Source organism: Pseudobutyrivibrio sp. (genome assembly GCF_017471675.1).
GTDB lineage: Bacteria > Bacillota > Clostridia > Lachnospirales > Lachnospiraceae > Pseudobutyrivibrio.
The window spans coordinates 53,824-71,984 of sequence record NZ_JAFUSK010000045.1 but is presented as its reverse complement, the minus strand read 5'-3'; the positions used below and the strand labels follow the sequence as shown (position 1 = coordinate 71,984).

General features: G+C 37.9%; 19 protein-coding genes and 1 tRNA gene. 15 read left to right on the top strand and 5 right to left on the bottom strand.

Annotated elements, in window-relative coordinates; translation table 11 throughout:
• The first annotated feature begins 320 nt into the window (after positions 1-320).
• The 3 genes from IJ535_RS07745 to IJ535_RS07735 all read left to right on the top strand — a co-directional run bounded on the left by IJ535_RS07745 (position 321) and on the right by IJ535_RS07735 (position 1,622).
• On the top strand, positions 321-479 hold the full coding sequence (locus IJ535_RS07745) for a hypothetical protein (protein ID WP_294300929.1): 159 nt from the start codon (positions 321-323) through the stop codon (positions 477-479).
• Positions 479-1,192 (top strand): carbon monoxide dehydrogenase, encoded by a 714-nt coding sequence (locus IJ535_RS07740; protein WP_294300927.1) that lies wholly within the window; start codon positions 479-481, stop codon positions 1,190-1,192. Before IJ535_RS07745 ends, IJ535_RS07740 begins: the two co-directional genes overlap by 1 nt.
• Positions 1,193-1,277: 85 nt before the next feature.
• A complete protein-coding gene (locus IJ535_RS07735; RefSeq protein WP_028243097.1) occupies positions 1,278-1,622 on the top strand; it encodes a hydrogenase maturation nickel metallochaperone HypA in 345 nt (114 codons plus the stop codon).
• A 53-nt stretch (positions 1,623-1,675) separates the two neighbouring features.
• On the opposite strand, the gene IJ535_RS07730 is transcribed toward IJ535_RS07735, so the two are convergent.
• Positions 1,676-2,644, bottom strand: coding sequence for a bile acid:sodium symporter family protein (locus IJ535_RS07730; RefSeq protein WP_294300924.1), 969 nt, complete (start codon positions 2,642-2,644; stop codon positions 1,676-1,678).
• A gap of 187 nt (positions 2,645-2,831) precedes the next feature.
• Here IJ535_RS07730 and IJ535_RS07725 point away from each other — a divergent pair, with 187 nt between their 5' ends.
• The 7 genes from IJ535_RS07725 (at position 2,832) to IJ535_RS07695 (ending at position 9,952) form a co-directional block, all read left to right on the top strand.
• Positions 2,832-3,665: a YitT family protein gene (locus tag IJ535_RS07725; RefSeq protein ID WP_294300921.1), complete on the top strand. Its 834-nt coding sequence runs from the start codon at positions 2,832-2,834 to the stop codon at positions 3,663-3,665.
• Positions 3,666-3,695: 30 nt separating this feature from the next.
• Positions 3,696-4,631, top strand: coding sequence for a J domain-containing protein (locus IJ535_RS07720; protein ID WP_294300919.1), 936 nt, complete (start codon positions 3,696-3,698; stop codon positions 4,629-4,631).
• A gap of 118 nt (positions 4,632-4,749) precedes the next feature.
• Positions 4,750-5,418, top strand: a complete 669-nt coding sequence (locus IJ535_RS07715; RefSeq protein ID WP_294300917.1) for an ion transporter — start codon at positions 4,750-4,752, stop codon at positions 5,416-5,418.
• Between the two features lie 349 nt (positions 5,419-5,767).
• Positions 5,768-6,604 carry an Rpn family recombination-promoting nuclease/putative transposase gene (locus IJ535_RS07710; protein WP_294300914.1) on the top strand — a complete coding sequence of 279 codons (837 nt, stop codon included), beginning with the start codon at positions 5,768-5,770 and terminating at the stop codon, positions 6,602-6,604.
• Between the two features lie 144 nt (positions 6,605-6,748).
• Positions 6,749-7,609: a YitT family protein gene (locus IJ535_RS07705; protein ID WP_294300911.1), complete on the top strand. Its 861-nt coding sequence runs from the start codon at positions 6,749-6,751 to the stop codon at positions 7,607-7,609.
• A 159-nt stretch (positions 7,610-7,768) separates the two neighbouring features.
• On the top strand, positions 7,769-8,992 hold the full coding sequence (locus IJ535_RS07700; RefSeq protein WP_294300910.1) for an acyltransferase: 1,224 nt from the start codon (positions 7,769-7,771) through the stop codon (positions 8,990-8,992).
• Positions 8,993-9,001: 9 nt separating this feature from the next.
• A complete protein-coding gene (locus tag IJ535_RS07695) occupies positions 9,002-9,952 on the top strand; it encodes a DUF4349 domain-containing protein (protein WP_294300907.1) in 951 nt (316 codons plus the stop codon).
• Positions 9,953-10,048: 96 nt separating this feature from the next.
• Here the strand turns inward: IJ535_RS07695 and IJ535_RS07690 are convergent, their stop codons facing one another.
• The 3 genes from IJ535_RS07690 to IJ535_RS07680 are packed head-to-tail and all read right to left on the bottom strand — an operon-like array spanning position 10,049 to position 11,981.
• On the bottom strand, positions 10,049-10,690 hold the full coding sequence (locus IJ535_RS07690; RefSeq protein ID WP_294295644.1) for a J domain-containing protein: 642 nt from the start codon (positions 10,688-10,690) through the stop codon (positions 10,049-10,051).
• Positions 10,690-11,574, bottom strand: a complete 885-nt coding sequence (locus IJ535_RS07685; protein WP_294300905.1) for a DUF5685 family protein — start codon at positions 11,572-11,574, stop codon at positions 10,690-10,692. The genes IJ535_RS07690 and IJ535_RS07685 overlap by 1 nt, the downstream gene beginning before the upstream one ends.
• A complete protein-coding gene (locus IJ535_RS07680) occupies positions 11,544-11,981 on the bottom strand; it encodes a hypothetical protein (RefSeq protein ID WP_294295642.1) in 438 nt (145 codons plus the stop codon). Before IJ535_RS07680 ends, IJ535_RS07685 begins: the two co-directional genes overlap by 31 nt.
• 321 nt (positions 11,982-12,302) lie before the next feature.
• On the opposite strand from IJ535_RS07680, the gene IJ535_RS07675 reads away from it, so the two are divergent.
• From IJ535_RS07675 to aspS, 3 genes are all read left to right on the top strand, one after another.
• Positions 12,303-12,680, top strand: a complete 378-nt coding sequence (locus IJ535_RS07675) for a metal-dependent transcriptional regulator (protein ID WP_294295641.1) — start codon at positions 12,303-12,305, stop codon at positions 12,678-12,680.
• A 116-nt stretch (positions 12,681-12,796) separates the two neighbouring features.
• Positions 12,797-13,261, top strand: coding sequence for a Fur family transcriptional regulator (locus IJ535_RS07670; protein WP_294300900.1), 465 nt, complete (start codon positions 12,797-12,799; stop codon positions 13,259-13,261).
• Positions 13,262-13,354: 93 nt separating this feature from the next.
• Positions 13,355-15,124: an aspartate--tRNA ligase gene (aspS, locus tag IJ535_RS07665; RefSeq protein WP_294300897.1), complete on the top strand. Its 1,770-nt coding sequence runs from the start codon at positions 13,355-13,357 to the stop codon at positions 15,122-15,124.
• Between the two features lie 389 nt (positions 15,125-15,513).
• On the opposite strand, the gene IJ535_RS07660 is transcribed toward aspS, so the two are convergent.
• Positions 15,514-15,585, bottom strand: a tRNA-Glu gene (locus IJ535_RS07660).
• Positions 15,586-15,781: 196 nt separating this feature from the next.
• On the opposite strand from IJ535_RS07660, the gene IJ535_RS07655 reads away from it, so the two are divergent.
• On the top strand, positions 15,782-16,921 hold the full coding sequence (locus IJ535_RS07655) for a glucose-1-phosphate adenylyltransferase (protein ID WP_294290321.1): 1,140 nt from the start codon (positions 15,782-15,784) through the stop codon (positions 16,919-16,921).
• Between the two features lies 1 nt (position 16,922).
• Positions 16,923-18,041, top strand: a complete 1,119-nt coding sequence (gene glgD, locus IJ535_RS07650) for a glucose-1-phosphate adenylyltransferase subunit GlgD (protein WP_294290318.1) — start codon at positions 16,923-16,925, stop codon at positions 18,039-18,041.
• Positions 18,042-18,161: the final 120 nt, after the last annotated feature.

The window sequence follows — 18,161 nt, the reverse complement described above, 5'->3', positions numbered from 1 at the left end:
CCAATTGACCCACAGCTAATGGGAGCTCTCGGCGCCGCAGAATTCGCACGTCAAAAAGGAAACAACTAATAAACTCCGCTTTGTTACGGTAACAATTATGTATATTACTCCGTCGCGAGATTGGCTCCTTGAGTAACATACATAATTGTTACCTACAAAGCTCACTTAAGTATGTTAGCGGCATCACAACCTAGGCAAGCGCGAGCAAGAGGGCCCCATGGAGTTAAGGAGGGACCCTTTAGGGAGGTTCCCTTGACTCCAATGGGAGATGGCTTGCGGGAGCACGGAGTACTTGGGGGTGCCGCTGATGAGGGAAAAGTATGTTAAAAATTTTATTAATTATCGCAATCGTATTATTGTGTTTGTTTGTGCTTTCTCTAATTGTATATTTCTTCAACCTGGATATGAAGCTCACAAGCGCTATCCAGCCTTTACTTGAGAAGCATTATGACAAGATTAAGAGAGATAGAAAAATCTAATGAAGCTATATGATGAAAGCATTAAGGAGTTGCTTGCTGGTATTGATATGAGTACAGCTAAGAAGCTTGATATCGTAAATGCGGATTGGAAGGATGTGGGGGACCACAATCTTATTCTGAGGGCAGATATGGCTTATGAGCTTGGTGGAGGTATATTTCCAGCGGTAAGCGCTATGGCTGTTACATGTAATGATGAATTCGTAAATACGGATGAAGTATTTTTGATTGGGCCAGACCTTAACGAGATAAAGGAAGATATACCCTATGCGAGAATTGCAATCATAAAGGTGGCAGAGGACAGTCTTGGTGATGGCAACACACTTTATAATGCTATTAGAAAAATTGAATATGTCAGGTATCATATTAATCCTGAAGGTTATATGACACGTATATCTGCATCTAACAATAGAGAACCGGTTCGTGTGGGCAAAGAAGCTATAGAAAAAGGATTAGATTTTGCTAAAGTAGGCAAACTATTTATTGATACCTATCATGAAAACAAAAATATTGAAGCTGTAAAGCTTATATTTATAACTGCTAAAGACGTTAATTATAATGGGCTGCTTCAGCAGGCAAAGCATCTTGAAGATATCACTGGTACAATTGATCATATCTTTAAGAATGTAATAATGGACTGCGGCTCATGTTCACTGCAAAAGATTTGCGATGAAGTGGAGGGCTTACGTGAACTGCATTTCTCAGCCCAGAAATAAGGTGTGACTTATTATGGAAAATATGATAAAGTAGGGTGTAAAAGTCAGCTCAAGGTGGCTTAGAGTTAGAGAGGAAGTATAAATAATGCATGAATTAGGTATTGTGTTTCATGTAGCGAAACAGGTAGAGGAAGTTGCTATTGAGAACAACGCTGAGCACATCAATGAGGTAGTGCTCTCAATCGGTGAGGTTTCCACAGTCATTCCAGATTATTTGATTGACTGCTGGGCTTGGAATGCGAAAAAGTACCCAAGACTTGATGGCAGCAAGCTCACTTGCGAAACAATTAAGGCTGTGACCTTCTGCGAGGATTGCAAGCAGGAGTACGAAACAGTTGCCCACGGTAAAACCTGTCCACATTGTGGCAGCGGCAACACATATCTTGTCACAGGAAATGAAGTTATTCTTAAAGAAGTTATAGCTGATTAATAGAAATCCCACGGCTGATGCCGTGGGATTTTTGCTATTTACAATAAATTAATCTACATTTCGATTCTGAGTTTGTGTAAAACAGCAACATCCTTATCCTCAGTCATCCTGCGGTAGATGTTTGCAAGCAAAGCGCCTGAGATGTTGTGCCATACAGAAAAGATTGCGCCAGGCACTGTGGCCATTGCAAGATTAGGAAATGCTGTGGCTGCAAGAGAGGTTGCAAGTCCTGAGTTTTGCATTCCAATTTCAACAGAAAGAGCCTTCTTCTTAGCAAGTGGAAGCCTAAGGGCTCTTCCAAGGAGTAATCCGCAGCCATAACCAAGAAGATTATGAAGGATTACCACTACAAAGATTACGGCGCCAGTTGTAAGAATCTGCTGTGAGTTGTGAGATACAACGGCTGCAACAATCAGTGTGATTGCAAGCACAGAAACAAGTGGAAGTGCTTCCTTTACCTTAGTAGTGAATTTTCCAAAGAAGTGGTTAATGACGAAACCAAGTGCGATTGGAACGATTACTACCTTGATAATTGATAGGAACATAGCAAGCACATCAACAGATACTGTTGTGCGAAGGAATAAATATGTGATAACAGGTGTAAGCAGTGGAGCAAGAAGAGTGTTTACGCTAGTCATGCCAACAGATAGAGCTACATCACCTTCGCTAAGATATGTGATGACGTTGCTGGATGTACCACCAGGGCAAGTTCCAACTAGAATAACACCTGCAAGAAGTCCAGCCTCAAGACCGAAGGTCTTTCCCAGTATAAATGCAAGCAGAGGCATTATTGTGAATTGGGCAATACAGCCAATAAGAATATCCTTTGGATGAGTGAATACTAAAACAAAATCTTCAGGCTTAATTGTAAGACCCATTCCAAACATTACTATCATAAGGAGATAGTTAATCCAACTAGTCTGAATCCAAAGGCATGTGCCTGGCTTAAAAAGAGCCAACGCTGCGACTACAAGTACGATGATAGCCATGTACTTTCCGATAAAGCTACTGATTTGTTTCATAACATAATTCCATCCTTTCTTATAAATAATAGTTTAGCGCTTTAAAGCGATAACGTTATAAACAAGATAGCACTTGTTAAAATATTTTTCAATAAGCGTGAGACACATCTGTTGATATGGGAAATATTGTTAGTTATAATTTTTATAAGAATCAATTTTACAGAACATTTACAGAAGAAAGGTATATATGAAGAAAACTCAAGGGATTTTACAGTACATATTTATTATAGTTGGAGCCATAATGGCCAGTTTTTCAGTCGCACTGATTATATTGCCAAATGACGCCATTGATTATGGAACAGCAGGGGTTGCCATCATTATCAGCAAGCTTACTGGGCTTTCACTGGCGCCTCTTGTATTTTTAGTATTTATACCTTTTATAATAGCAGGACACGTAGTGCTTGGAAAAAGCTTCACTATCAAAGCTACATTAGGTTCTTTGACCTACACTTTGGGAATCCATTTTTTCGAGGAGATTCCCTTCGAGCTTAACACCGAGCATTTCCTTGCAGTTGCTTTTGGCGGGGCAATTCTTGGGGCAGGCCTATCCCTTATCCTTCGAAATGGTGGATGCATAGATGGTTCTGAGATATTAGCCAATATAGTTGTTAAGCGCCTATCTGATAAAACAGGTCGAAATTATAGCATGACTCCCGTTTTGCTTGCATTCAATGCATTAGTTTATTTCACAGTGTTTCTCACGATAGATATGACAGCGGCATTGCTTAGTCTTTTGGTTTATGTGGTGGCTACCACTGTTATCGATCATTACACAGACCATTTCGAAGCCATTAAGCAGGTTACCATTATCACCCAAGACCCTGATAACATTATCGAAGACATTAAAAAGAGGCTTAACAAGACCTGCACAATCATGGATTCCAGAGGTGCCATAGCAGGGGAGAACAATACCTTGATTTGCTACATCAGTTATTTTGAACTGCCAATTATGAAGGAGATTATTTCTAATCATTCAGGTAGTTTTAGTACAGTATCTACTATCGACGAAATACTAAGATAACTTGATTTATTACTGGAGCTTATAAAGTAAATGAATAAAAGTACTGCGCGAAAAATCTTAGGGCTAAATGGAACCGAGGATGAAAGAGCAATAAAAAGGAAATACAGAAAGCTGATGCACGACCATCATCCCGATAATAGTGAGTCAGATGATAGTGAGCTTGCTGCAAAGATTAATTCAGCCTACGAGCTGATAATGAAGGATTTTGATGGCAGCGGTGGTAGGTCAAATAGCACCAAGAAGAAGTCCACAACTAAAAGAGCTACCAAAACAAAAAATTGGAATGCCAAGGAAAATAAAAATGCCTACTGTGCTCGTCCTATTTTTCATGAGGTGGAGGATTATGATGGCAGTAGCATAGGCACTATAGAGATTGCCAGAGGCAAATATGTCTGGTCCAAAGACGAGGAGTTTTCTTTATTTCTAAAGAGTATATATGAGACTAGCAAAGAATTGATAGATAATGCAAGACCTACATTGTTTTTTGAACCGCCAGCAGTAATCAAACAAAAATATCTGGCTGACATTACATATCTTCTTACAGGGCAGTTTATTGATAGCACGCTTACGTTAAATGAACTTGCTGTAATGGATACCAGCGCCTATAAAATAGATGCAATGGTTGAGCTTGATATTAATTCACCTGTACCAAAGCCAGGTACTGCGCTATATCCGGCTGGTGTATCAAAGCATCGTTTATATTTAAGAAGCAAAGGCGGTGAGATAGTAGGCTATCTTAGCTTTAAGGATGATAGGCTATATTATGTAGTTATCCCTCTATTTGAGCAAAAGAAAGCTCAGGTAAAGATGGTAGTATCCGACACTCCAAAGTCTACCAGGTATCGCAAAAAGTATGCAGACATAGATTTGTGGGTAAAGATTATAGAGGATCAAAACTCAGCAATTGATAACACCAATCGTAAGATAGATGAGTTGCTTGCAAAATATGCTAAAGAGGGGCTGTAAATTTCAGCCCTTCAGTGAAAATATCAGAAAAAAAGTCAAGTAATAAAAGAAGATAGTATTAGGAAAATGCCTATCGTATAACCCAATATGTAAGAATTAGTGATAAATGGAGAACTATATGAGAAAGCGTATATATGAAATTATAGAAGTTGCGGAAGATAATGATACTATCAGTAAAATATACGATGTGATTATGATGATAGTTATTGTACTTAGTTTATTACCCATTGCTTTGAAGAAATCTGATGGGTATATAGCTGTGCTTGACCATGTTTCAACTATAATATTTTTAGTTGATTATTTACTACGATTAATCACTGCAGATTATAAACTTGAAAGAAAAACAATGTCTTTTTGCATATACCCATTTACACCGATGGCAATAATAGACCTTTTGTCGATATTACCATCGCTTATTGCAATAAACGGCGCTTTTAAAATATTAAGGGTATTAAGGCTGCTTAGAACGCTACGAGTTTTTCGCGTATTTAAAATAATTAGATATTCAAAAAGTATAGTAATAATATTGAACGTATTTAAGAAACAAAAAGAATCACTATTAGTCGTTGGTGGGTTAGCAATTGGCTATATTTTAGTATCAGCACTTGTTGTTATATCTGTTGAACCTGAAACCTTTCCATCTTTTTTTGATGCTGTTTATTGGGCTACTATATCACTTACTACGGTGGGATATGGGGATATTTTTGCTGTTTCGACTGCGGGAAAAGAGCATTATTTCTATTCCTTTGCAACTAAGTATTGCAGTCATCATATGCCAGAGAAATAGGCAATATTCGATAGTTATGTAGAAAAGATGCTGAAATACTTTAGAGGTGCGTATGGATTTTATGATTTCAAAGATTCAGATTTAAGAGACTATAAATGTTTTTTGAAACTATACATCAGTTTAAAAAGTATTATGGACTTGATATGTATTCACTTAAGGAATTAGATCGTTACCTATGGTTATTAGGGAAGAAATGGTTTCCAAGGAAAGATAAAGGATGCACCGTTGGTTATTATAGCCAGAACATCACCTTATAAGTGAAAAAATTTGTTGGAATCGAACATTGTGTTCGAGAAAACATGTTCTATAATATAAGTATGAAATAAAACAGGGTACAGGAGGTATTATATTGAAAACCCTACAAGAACTTACATTATTGGACAAATTTTTATTCGACGAAGTTATTGAAGACAAAGAAACCTATGAGGCTTTGCTGCGAATCATTTTAGGAGATGAAGAATTAAATCTCTTGACTGAGGCTCAATCAGAGAAGGAACTTAGGACTGCTCCTTGGCTGCGTTCCATCAGGGTAGATGTGTTTGCTATGGATGACAAATCTACAATCTATAACACTGAGATGCAGAAGGAATGGAGAGCAGATTTAATTAAGAGAACTAGATATTATCAGGCACTAATAGATTCATCATTACTTGAACCCGGTGAGATTAATTTTAACAATATCAAAAACACTACAATTATAATGATTATGCCATTTGATTTGTTTAGAATGGGTAAGTATATTTATACTTTTGAAGAAATTTGTAGGGAGTATCCTGATTTAAAGCTTGAGGATGGAGCAAAGCGTATCTTCATTAACACACACGGAAAAAATAATGATGAAGTATCACCTGAATTTATTGCGCTGATGAAATTCATTGAATATAATGAAAGTGAAGAATATAAACAATCTTCACCGAATTTAGATAGGATTATTAATCGAGTTTCTCAGGTGAAGGCCAGTGAGGAAGTGGGTGTTAAATATATGCAAAGATGGGAAGAGGAAGCGCTTATTCGTAATGAAGGCAAAGAAGAAGGTAGAGAAGAAGGCAGAGAAGAAGGAAAAATAGAAACTAAGGTTATAGATATTAAAAATCTTATGGAAAACATGAAACTTACTGCAGAGCAAGCTATGATAGCACTTGGAATTGACAAGAATGAATTCAGTAAGTATTTGCCTATGCTTTAAGTTATGTTGAAGTTGCAGGTAGAGGTTAAATCTCTACCTGTTTTTTTATTGGGGATTCCCCTTGACATTTACCTATCCAAGCCGTAATCTATTAATCGTTGCTTAATTAAAACAAGGATTAATATTGAGGGACGGATAATATAAATGAATATCAAATCAGTTATTAAAGAAATTTGCATACTTACATTTGCAATTATTATTATAGGTGCAGGAGTTTTCTTTTTTCTAATGCCAAGCCATGCAGCAGTAAGCAGTATTTCGGGATTTGCCATAGTGCTTAGTAATTTCATTCCATTTTCAGTTTCGGCAATTACCATGGTTTTAAATGTAATATTGCTAATTGTTGGCTTTTTTACTTGTGGAACAGAGTTTGGATATAAGACGGTGTATACATCGATTTTGCTTCCAGTAGTTATTGGCGTGTTTGAGAGAATGCTTCCTAAGTACACATCACTTACTGGGGATGCAGCGCTTGATGTAGTCTGCTACATATTTGTGGTAAGCATTGGTAGTGCAATACTTTTCAACAGGAACGCTTCATCTGGTGGACTTGATATAGTTGCAAAGATACTTAATAAATATTTGCGCTTAGATTTAGGAAAAGCTATGTCAATATCAGGTATGTGTATAGCCCTTTCATCAGCACTTGCTTATGATTCTAAGACAGTTATTCTTAGTGTACTTGGTACATATTTAAATGGAATGGTGCTTGATCATTTCATCTTTGATCAGAAGCTCAAAAGAAGAGTGTGCATTGTTTCACCATACGAAGCACAGATTAGAGATTATATTTTAAACGAACTTCACAGCGGCGCCAGTGTTTATAAGGTTACCGGTGCTTACAGAATGGAAGAACATGATGAAATCATCACTATCGTAGATAAGGGTGAGTTTCAGAAGCTTATGGCATTTATTGATAAGGTTGATCCTAAGGCCTTTGTCACAGTGTATAAAGTAAGTGACATGCAATATCAATCTAAGAATATGCCAGAGAGAGTTTTTTAAGTAGATGTAAATTAGTGTATGATAGAAACTGAACCGAGGTAAATAAGCACCTTGGTTCTTTTTTTTATGGTTTAGTTTTTGACTGAGGGCTTTATCTTGAACATGTAATGATGTAAAGTAAAAAGAGGGTTAAGGGAGAAGCTACAATGGAGGATAATGATGAAAAAAGGTTCATTAGAGGTAGTATGTTGGTTTATAATAGATTTAATAACGATAGTACTTGCTTGCCTGTTTTCAAGCCATAAGGCTAATCTATGGGTGGTGGCTATTGGCGTTGTTGGATTTAGTATATATAGCGTAATTAAGTCATACAAAACTCCTGGATATCTGCCAAATACACTAGCCATTCCTGAGAATAATCGTAAGCCGGTATATGATTATATTAGAATTATCGCTGTAGTTTTTATCATAAGCGTTCATATACTTGGGCCTGATTGGGAAAATACTAAAGGCATGGAAAATACCATTATCTACCATGTGCTAAACTACATTCGCTGTTTCACAGGTGTCAGTGGTGATTGCCTTTTTATTATGATTTCTGGGGCATTGTTACTGGGCTTTAAGGAAGAGAGCGTATTAACCTTTTATAGAAAAAGATTAACTAAGGTTGCGATTCCACTTATCATATATTATCTATTTTATCTCTGGCAGTATGATGCTATGGGAGGACTCAACCTGTGGCAGATTGCCAAAAAGATTATCACAGCAGATTATACAGGGGCAAATGTATATCATTTTTGGCTCATATACATCATTATTTCCTTGTATGTGATAGTACCTTTTTTACGATATATGTTAAAGGATATGCCCTATATTGTGCTTACATCCCTTGTGGCAGTGCTGTTTATATATTATTTACTTACAAGGTTTATTATCAATGAAAGTGCTATGCCAATGCATTTTAGTTTTTGGCTTATGATGTTTATTATGGGCTATTGGTATGGTAGAAGTGAAACCAGAAAATACGATAATATTGCCATAGCACTAGGCTTATTTGCAGCAATTATCTTTGGAATATATCTTAAATTGCGAACAGGTTTACCGGATGATTTTGATAGTGAGTATCCATTTGTAATTCCTGCATCTATTGGAATAATGGCTATATTTTTCAAACTGCAAAATAGGCTGAAGAACGTATACTTAATCAGGTTAATAAGTAAATATAGCTATGGAATAATCCTGGTTCATATGCTTGTAATTAATTTTGCTGTTAAGCTATATATATACAAATATTTTAGCGCTCTATATTATCAAGGGCTTGGATTTGTTTTAATAGTATTAATAACCTTAATAGGCTCACTAATTACGGCCTATTTCATAGATAATATATTTGTAAATCCAATTACGGCATTGTTGGGTAGAGATTTCAAACAAAGAAGGTGAGGGGTAATTATGAAAAGAAGACTATTAGCAGTAATTATTTCTTGTATGGTTCTAGCAACTACTGCCTGTGGGGGAACAAGTAGTGCAGATAGTGCAGCAACACTTGAAGGCGCTACTAATTCATTTATGGCAAAGGATGCAGTTGGGTTTGAAGAAACCACAGCAGAATCCTATGACATGGATACTAATACCACCACGGATGCAGGTGGAGAGGAAGTAGACCTATCCGAATACGATACCAGCAGAAAACTAGTATATAATTCTAATATAAGGCTAGAAACTAAGAAGTTTGATGATGACCTTGCCAGGGTAAAAGCACTTGTCACTGAAAACGGAGGTTATTTAGAAAACAATTCCACCTATGGTAATGCAGAATATGGCAGCCGCAGTGCAAGCATGATAGCCCGTATTCCTGCTGATAAATATCAAGCATTTATGTCTAGCGTGGGGGATGTAGGCTCAGTAACATCTAAGAGCGAAAGTGTAGATGATATTACATCAAGCTATGTTGATGTTCAGGCAAGATTAAAGAGCCTTAATACTAAGCTGGCTCGCCTTCAGGAGCTTGAGGCTAACGCAGAAAATGTGACAGAGCTTCTTGAAATAGAAGATAGAATAAACGATGTTCAGTATCAGATTGAAAGCTACACAGCTCAGAAAAAAGCCTATGACGACCAGATAGATTACAGTACTGTTTCAATTGATATTAGCGAGGTAGCCACATACTCAGAGGTTAAGGCTGATACAGCATGGAATCGCTTCGCAGATGCTTTTGCCGGTTCATTTGCTGGATTTATCACATTCCTGCAAAATTTAGTGATTGCAATAATCTATTTGCTACCATACTTAATTATAATTGGCATTGTTATATTTATTATTGTAAAGGTTCGTAAGAAAAAGGGGAAAGGACCTCTTTTTAGAAGAAAGAAAAAGGAAATATCTAAAGAGAAAAATGATTAATAATGAATGACAAAGACCCCGCGGGTGGCTGAAGCCCGCGGGGTCTTTTGAAGGGAGAAAATATATGAACGGTCCGAATGACCTAGTTATAAGCTTTTAAAAGAAACAACATATATTGCAAAGCAGGTTTAATATTACCATATTTATGCACCAACGTGTAACCCCTGAATATGGTCTTGAGTAACCGTAGCTTGCACCTCTGGTTTCATACCAACCACTGGTAAAATTGATGCTTTGCTCAAATTGTCTATATCTAAAATTGCTAGGCTCTAAGGCGATGGCGCGAGAAATATATTCTCTTGCATCATTAAGATTTCCTAGCCCCTGTGAAGCAACAGCAGCAAAGAAGTACCATCTGCCATTTCTGGCATTATCAGGGATAGAATTAAGTACATTCATAGCTTGAGCAAATTGCCTTGCATTGATGTAATTAGCTGCTGCCTGCATTTCTATAGAAGAGTTACCTGAATCGGTACCTTCATAGCCAAAGCCACCTGAATAGCCGCTATAGCTGTTGCCATAGCCGTATCCGCTTGAATAGCTTCCGTTTTGTCTTTCATCCATAATCTGGTTATAGGCAGCTTGGATTTCTTTGAAGCGTTCCTCAGCCTGTGCTTTGTTAGGATTGTTAATATTAGCATCAGGATGATATTTTCTACTAAGTGAACGATATGCTTTTTTGATTTCCTCGTCACTTGCGCCTCTATTTACGCCAAGGACACTATAAGGATCAATCATCAAGGCTTCTCCTTTGGAGTGGATTTCTTTTCTTTAATCTGCAGATATTCGTATTTGGTCCACACACCTGAATAAATGATGTTGCGAAGTATATCTGCGTTATCTACTATAGGCAATCGCTCAAAGCCCTTGGCGCATTCTGCCATGAGAGAAGTAAGATTAATTCTTACAAATGTCTCGTATTCCTTTGGCGATTCATTCTTCATAAAAGATAAAGGATTGTAGCGACCATGCTTTTCATCCTTTTTCAAATCATCATAGGCATCTAAAATATAAATGAACTTGCCCATGTGAAAGCCCATGCAATGCAAAGTCTTTCCCCAACTGTCATCTTTCCAGTTCATAAGTGTACCAAGCATTTCGCCTGTATAGCTGGAAATTTTGTCTATGTTGGTTTCTCTTTGGGCTTCTGCCATACTTAATTTATATATGTAATCCTCTACAGCAGCTGTTTGCCTAGGATATTTATCCTTGATTCTATCGTAGTCTTTTTTGATGGAATCGGCTGCAAGCTTAGAAATCTGGGAATGCTCATCCTTATAATTATCCATCAGACTGTGATAGGAAAGAATAATATCCATATCAGCAGCGTAGTCTATTGCTTCGCTGGTGTAAAAGTCCTTAAGCTTAACTGGATGAATTATGCATCTATGCTTGCCCTGAGAAATCTCTGGTTCATAAAGGCTTTGTAACAGGATTGCAAGAAAACATAAATCGTAGTTAAGCAACATTTGACCCTTAAAGCCAGCCTTAGTACCAAGTGCAAGGCACAGTCCACAATAAAACTGCCTGTATTTATTTTTGTCTTGCTCTGATAGTTGCCTCATATCGGCATTAATATATCCAAACAAATCTACACCTTTTTTATAAATACTGCATGACACTTACTACAGGTTACCTGGATTTTACCACGGCCCTTTGGGGCACGAAGCTTTTGCTTACAGCTAGGGCATTTAAATATTGCATATACCTTTCGCTGATTGTAATCGGCTTTAGTTTTGTTAATAAATGTTTTTATCTTGAAAGGCAGCACCGAAAGAACACTACGAATACCAGCTGTCTTTTCTAAAAACTTAGCATTTTCCATGTAGCGCTTCTGGTAGTTCTTGGAAAGCATTCTCCATAGACTATAGATAAGACATGCCATAGCAAGCAGATATACAATATTGGAATGGGTAATCATTGTTAAAAACATTAGGATAAGTGCTAACCAGGTAAAGGTTCTTCCTAATGCATCCACCCCAGTACGTCCGCTAAAAAAACGAGCTAATTTATATCTGAAGTCGTTCATCGCTTAATCCTTTCTATGATAAAGTGTTTATGAAAATGTAGCTTTCTATTTTTGTAATAAGCTTGCCACAAAAATAGAAGTTCTGTACAATTCATAGTTGAACTTTAAACTCTAAAGTGGCTATCGTCAACAGTTTGGAAGGTTATTTTAGAAAAGTTTAATATTTGATTTAGAATACTTGAAAAAAGTTTTGGGTTAGGGTAAACTAACTATAGTTTATAAGGTTGCACCAATGTGAGAAGTGTGATAACCTATTCATTGTAAGTGGGTTGTGTGCAATTGAAATTTTGAATCCATTTATCATCATAGGAGGAAAACATTTTGAGAACATTTGTTAATGAGTCAGCAGAAAACTATTTAGAGACTATTTTGATTCTTAGTAAGAGATTACCAGTTGTTCGTTCTGTTGATATTGCGAATGAATTGAATTTTAAAAAGTCATCAGTCAGCATTGCAATGAAGAATCTTAGAGAGAAGAATCACATCACTGTTACAGAGGCTGGATACATATATCTTACAGATGCCGGTAAGGAAATTGCCGAGATGATTCTTGAAAGACATGAGCTTATCACAGAGATTTTAGTTAAGCTTGGTGTTGACGAGGAAATCGCAGCAGAGGATGCTTGCCGTATTGAGCATGTAATCAGCAAAGAGAGCTTTAAGGCAGTTAGAGAATACGCTAAGGATAAGCTCCTTTGATTATTAGGTTAGGGTGCAACCGCGCTTGTTGCATTTTAATCAGGTTTCTAGGTACAAAGATTTCCAGCCCATAAGGGCTGGGATTTTTTTCTGAGAAAGAGTATTGAGGTAGTGAAATGGATGTAATGGAAACAGAGCAGAGGGATATTATAATTCAACAGCTTAGGGAATCAGGCTGTCGAATTACAAAGCAGCGTCTTACTATTTTGGATATTATTTTAAATAGCGATCCTTCATGTGTTAAGGAAATTTATAGAGAAGCTGTCAAAATCGATAAAAATATCGGCAGCGCCACCGTATATAGAATGGTGAACACTCTTGAGGAAATTGGGGTAATCAACCGTAAGAATATGTATCAGGTGGATTGCACCAACTGTGCTAATCTTTGCGCTGATGCTGACTGTGAAGAGGGGTGTCCTGGCGGCAGCTGCGTGGCCTGTGAAACCAATGTAGTTGTTACATTAGATGATGATACAAAGCTTGTTATTGGAAGAGATGAATTGGCTAAGCTTTTGGAGGCAGGCTTACATGCCACAGGTCGTGTGAAATCAGATAAGAAGATTGCCAGATTGGCTATGTAGGTTATTGAATAAATTTTTGTTCTGATGTATGATAAAAGGGCTGCTAGTAGGTACTGGCAGCCCTAGTTTTGTAATTAGAAGAGGAGATATAAAATGACTCAGTCACGTACACACAATTGTAACGAGCTTCGTCTTGCTGATGCTGGCAAAGAAGTTACATTAGTTGGTTGGTTTGAAAACATTAGAAAAGTGTCTAAGAATCTTGGTTTTGTTATCCTTCGTGATTTTTATGGCACTACACAGATAGTTGTAGAGACAGAGGATATGATGGCTATCATTGATTCTGTTAATAAGGAATCTACTATTTCAGTTACTGGTACAGTTCGTGAGCGTTCATCTAAGAACACAGAGCTTCCTACTGGTGAGATAGAGGTTGTTCCTACTAGCATTGAAATACTTGGAAAGTGTACTCACAACGAGCTTCCATTTGAGATTAATCGTTCTAAGGAAGCTGATGAGAATACACGTTTAAAATATCGTTATCTTGACCTTCGTAATCCAGAGGTTAAGAGCAAAATCGTTCTTAGAAGCAAAATCGTAGCAGAGCTTAGAGCAGCTATGATAGCACACGATTTCATGGAGATTACTACTCCAATTCTTACATGCTCATCACCTGAGGGCGCACGTGATTACCTTGTTCCAGCACGTAATCATCCTGGCAAGTTCTACGCCCTTCCTCAGGCACCACAGCAGTTTAAGCAGATACTTATGGCATCAGGTTTTGATAGATATTTCCAGATAGCTCCTTGCTTCCGCGATGAGGACGCACGTGCCGATCGTTCTCCAGGAGAGTTCTATCAGCTTGATATGGAGATGGCATTTGCATCTCAGGAAGATGTCTTCGCAGTTATCGAGGATGTACTTCCTCCTATCTTTGCAAAATACGGTGTATACAAGAGCGCTTCAACAGCTCCATTTGTACGAATCCCATATCTTGAGGCTATGGATAAGTACGGTTCAGACAAGCCAGACCTTCGTATTGATTTAGTTCTTCAGGATGCTACAGATGTTATGGCTGACTGCGGCTTTGGTCCATTTGAAGGCAATGTAGTTAAGGCTATCGTTGTTGATAATCTTTCAGCTACACGTAAGCAGATTGATGCTATGATAGCTGAGGTTGAAGTAGCTACAGCACAGAAGACATACTGGTTCAAGCTCGATGAAAATGGAGAAATCGTTGGCGGTATCGCTAAGTTCCTTCAGGAGAGAAAGCAGGCTGTTATTGATAAGCTTTCACTTAAGCCAGGTGATTTTGTTGGTCTTGCAGCAGGTCCACTTCTTACAGCACAAAAGACTGCCGGTGTATTCAGAAAGCTTCTTGGTGCAGCAGCAGAAGGTCACATGAAGAAGGATACATACGAATTCTGCTGGATAGTAGATTTCCCTATGTACGAAATTGGAGAAGAGTCAGGCGAGCTTGAGTTCTGCCACAACCCATTCTCTATGCCACAGGGCGGTATGGACGCACTTAAGAACCAGAAGCCACTTGATATCCTTGCATACCAGTACGATTTAGTATGTAACGGTGTTGAGCTTTCATCAGGTGCTATCCGTAACCACGACCCAGAAATCATGATTGAAGCATTTAAGCTTGTAGGTCTTGGTGAGGATGATGTTAAGGCTAAGTTCCCTGCTATGTACAATGCATTTACATACGGTGCACCACCACACGGCGGTATTGCACCAGGTGTTGATAGAATGGTTATGCTTATTGCTGGTGAGGAATCAATCCGTGAGATTATTCCATTCCCTATGAATAAGAACGCCCAGGATATTATGATGGACGCTCCTGCAACAGTTGAGCAGAAGCAGCTTGACGAAGTACACATCGCCATCGTAATGCCTGAAGAGGATAATAAATAGTTCGGTGGCAATTGCTAAAAAGTCAGTGAGTTCTCACTGGCTTTTTTTGTACCCAGGTATCTCACAGACACACTCAACCTAAAGTAATAGCAGGGGTGGCAATATTAGTATTAATTGCATGATTTTGTAATGAGCTTAGTAGAATATTAAAGCAGGTTTTGAATGTTTACGTATGGGCTGCCACGGACGGCAGCCCAAGGCTGATAGCGAAAAGGACTGAGCTTGAAGCCGGTACGTAAACATACAAAAACTGCTTTTAGATTCTACTTAGCGAATGTAATATGAATGCAATTAATACTAATATTGGCACCCCTGCTATTATGAAAAACACCAAGTGTCTGTGAGATATCTGGGTACAAAAAAAGCACTGCGATTTGCAGTGCTTTGAGCAGTTCCTAGCGGAATCGAACCGCTGTTTTCGCCGTGAGAGGGCGACGTCTTAACCGCTTGACCAAGGAACCATATTTGTTGTTTTCTTAGGTGTTTGCCTCAGCAACGAAGATAATAATACAGGAATTTTGCCAGAAAGTCAACAGAAAAATGACATGTTATTTTTAACAATAAATTCTGGAATTTGTTGAGATTTTTGTGCAAAACTATTAGAATAAAAATATACGTAAGATGAGGGTAAAGGAAGAAGAAAAAGGGGGTAATAATATGGCTCAAAACAACATGCTGGCTATGATTTTGGCTGGCGGCCGAGGTAGTCGCTTGCACGAACTTACTAACAAGGTTGCTAAGCCTGCGGTATCCTATGGTGGTAAATACCGTATCATTGATTTTCCGCTTAGTAATTGTGCTAATAGTGGTATTGATATTGTGGGTGTGCTGACACAGTATGAATCAGTGCTATTGAATAGTTATGTTGCTGCAGGTGGAAGATGGGGACTTGATACTAAGGATAGTGGCGTATTTGTACTGACACCTAGAGAAAAGGCTGATTCTGGGCTGGATGTTTATCGCGGTACAGCTGATGCGATTTCTCAGAATATTGATTTTATTGATGCGTATGATCCGGAATATCTGCTTGTGTTATCTGGAGATCATATCTACAAAATGAATTATGATAAGATGCTTACCTTCCATAAGGAGCAAAATGCTGATGCAACTATTGCAGTTAGAAGCGTACCAATGAAGGAAGCTAGCCGCTTTGGAATTATGAATACTGATGACGAGCGCCGTATCGTAGAATTTGAAGAAAAACCTGCTAAGCCTAAGAGCAATCTGGCTTCAATGGGTATTTATATTTTCACATGGAAGACTATGAGAAAGCTACTTGTGGAGGATATGAAAAATCCTGATTCTACTCATGATTTTGGTAACGATATTATTCCTAAGATGATTGATGGAGGAAAGCGTCTTTTCGCTTATGAGTTCTCAGGCTATTGGAAGGATGTTGGAACCATTGATTCTCTCTGGGAAGCTAATATGGATCTTCTTGATAGTGATAATGAGCTTAATTTGGATGATACATCATGGAAGGTGTATACGGAGGATAATGGTATTATCCCTCAGTATATTGCTGAGACTGCAAAGATAGATAATGCCTATATCAATCAGGGGGCGCATATTGGTGGCTCGGTTACAAAATCTGTTATCTTTACCAATGTAAAGATTGCTCCTGGTGCCAAGGTAATTGATTCGGTGCTGATGCCTGGGGTAATTGTTGAGGAGGGAGCTGTAGTTACAAGGGCTCTTGTGGCGGAGAATGTTCGTATTGGTAAGAATTGTATAGTTGGAAATAAAAAGAGCGAGGAAATCCTTCTCGTGGCAAAAAATGTAAAGGGGGAGGATTAATATGGCAAATAAAGCATTTGGTGTGATTAACTCAGCTGCAAACTATATTAGAGTAGAGGGATTGCATGATTATAGACCAATCGGAGCATTCTCTTTCCTAGGAAGATTTCGAGTTATCGATTTTCCTATATCAAATATGAGTAATAGTGGACTTGATAGAATCCATGTGTATCTAAATTCGCGACCTCGTTCTATAGTGGAGCATATTGGAGATGGCAGGCACTATAATATCAATTCAAAGCGTGGTAATTTGCAGCTTTTGTTTACTCAGAATAATGGTGCCAGCTCTATCTACAATACAGATATTAATGCATACCTTGAGAATCTGGAGCAGATAGAAAGAATGCCACAGGATTATGTGGTGGTTGCGCCAAGCTATATGGTTTATAAGCAGGATTATCAGAAGCTGTTAGATGACCATGTAGAATCAGGTGGAGACATTACACTTCTTTATCATAAGGTAGATTCAGCCAAGGATTATTTTAGAGGCTGTAATGTAATTACTTTAAATAAGCAAAAGGGAGTACAGCATATAGAAAGAAACATGGGCACCGCTAAGGAAAAACTGATTAGCATGGATACCTATGTTATGAAAAAAGAACTTTTTGTTGAATTAATAAAGCGGGCAAAGAGAGAATCATCGGCATATTCACTTGCAGATATGATTGCACTTGCATGTGAAGTGCTAGATGTAAGAGGCTATCAGCATAAGGGATATTTTGCAGCAATTACTAGTCTGGATGATTACTTTAAGGCTAACACAGAGCTTTTAGATTACGAGACTGCAATGGATTTCTTTAAGACAGATTGGCCATTTTACACAAGAACTACAGATGCTTGTCCTACCCAGTATTTCCATGGGGCTAATGTAAAGCATTCTATGGTTTGTAATGCAGGTCTTATAGAAGGAACAGTTGAGAATTCCATCATTGGACGTAATGTTCATATTGGAAAGGGAGCTGTGGTAAAGAATTCCATCATTCTTTCCTATGTAGATATTGCAGATGGCGTTTATATCGAAAATGCTGTAATAGATAAGTGGGTAGAGGTGAAGAAGATTAAGAAGATTGTTTCAGACTCTGTGACGCCTGCTTATATTAAGCGTAATGACAAATTATAAGGGAAATATGAAGACTTGGGAACAACCGTTATGGTTGTTCCTGTTTTTTATGCAAATAATTAGACAATAACGGGTTAAGTTGGTAGATATTTTAAAAATTCTGTGTATTGTGTTGAAAAA

Coding starts and splice junctions, on each gene's coding strand:
- IJ535_RS07745 (WP_294300929.1), top strand. CDS start 321: ATGTTAAAAATTTTATTAATTATCGCAATCGTATTATTGTGTTTGTTT.
- IJ535_RS07740 (WP_294300927.1), top strand. CDS start 479: ATGAAGCTATATGATGAAAGCATTAAGGAGTTGCTTGCTGGTATTGAT.
- IJ535_RS07735 (WP_028243097.1), top strand. CDS start 1,278: ATGCATGAATTAGGTATTGTGTTTCATGTAGCGAAACAGGTAGAGGAA.
- IJ535_RS07730 (WP_294300924.1), bottom strand. CDS start 2,644: ATGAAACAAATCAGTAGCTTTATCGGAAAGTACATGGCTATCATCGTA.
- IJ535_RS07725 (WP_294300921.1), top strand. CDS start 2,832: ATGAAGAAAACTCAAGGGATTTTACAGTACATATTTATTATAGTTGGA.
- IJ535_RS07720 (WP_294300919.1), top strand. CDS start 3,696: ATGAATAAAAGTACTGCGCGAAAAATCTTAGGGCTAAATGGAACCGAG.
- IJ535_RS07715 (WP_294300917.1), top strand. CDS start 4,750: ATGAGAAAGCGTATATATGAAATTATAGAAGTTGCGGAAGATAATGAT.
- IJ535_RS07705 (WP_294300911.1), top strand. CDS start 6,749: ATGAATATCAAATCAGTTATTAAAGAAATTTGCATACTTACATTTGCA.
- IJ535_RS07700 (WP_294300910.1), top strand. CDS start 7,769: ATGAAAAAAGGTTCATTAGAGGTAGTATGTTGGTTTATAATAGATTTA.
- IJ535_RS07695 (WP_294300907.1), top strand. CDS start 9,002: ATGAAAAGAAGACTATTAGCAGTAATTATTTCTTGTATGGTTCTAGCA.
- IJ535_RS07690 (WP_294295644.1), bottom strand. CDS start 10,690: ATGATTGATCCTTATAGTGTCCTTGGCGTAAATAGAGGCGCAAGTGAC.
- IJ535_RS07680 (WP_294295642.1), bottom strand. CDS start 11,981: ATGAACGACTTCAGATATAAATTAGCTCGTTTTTTTAGCGGACGTACT.
- IJ535_RS07670 (WP_294300900.1), top strand. CDS start 12,797: ATGGATGTAATGGAAACAGAGCAGAGGGATATTATAATTCAACAGCTT.
- aspS (WP_294300897.1), top strand. CDS start 13,355: ATGACTCAGTCACGTACACACAATTGTAACGAGCTTCGTCTTGCTGAT.
- IJ535_RS07655 (WP_294290321.1), top strand. CDS start 15,782: ATGGCTCAAAACAACATGCTGGCTATGATTTTGGCTGGCGGCCGAGGT.
- glgD (WP_294290318.1), top strand. CDS start 16,923: ATGGCAAATAAAGCATTTGGTGTGATTAACTCAGCTGCAAACTATATT.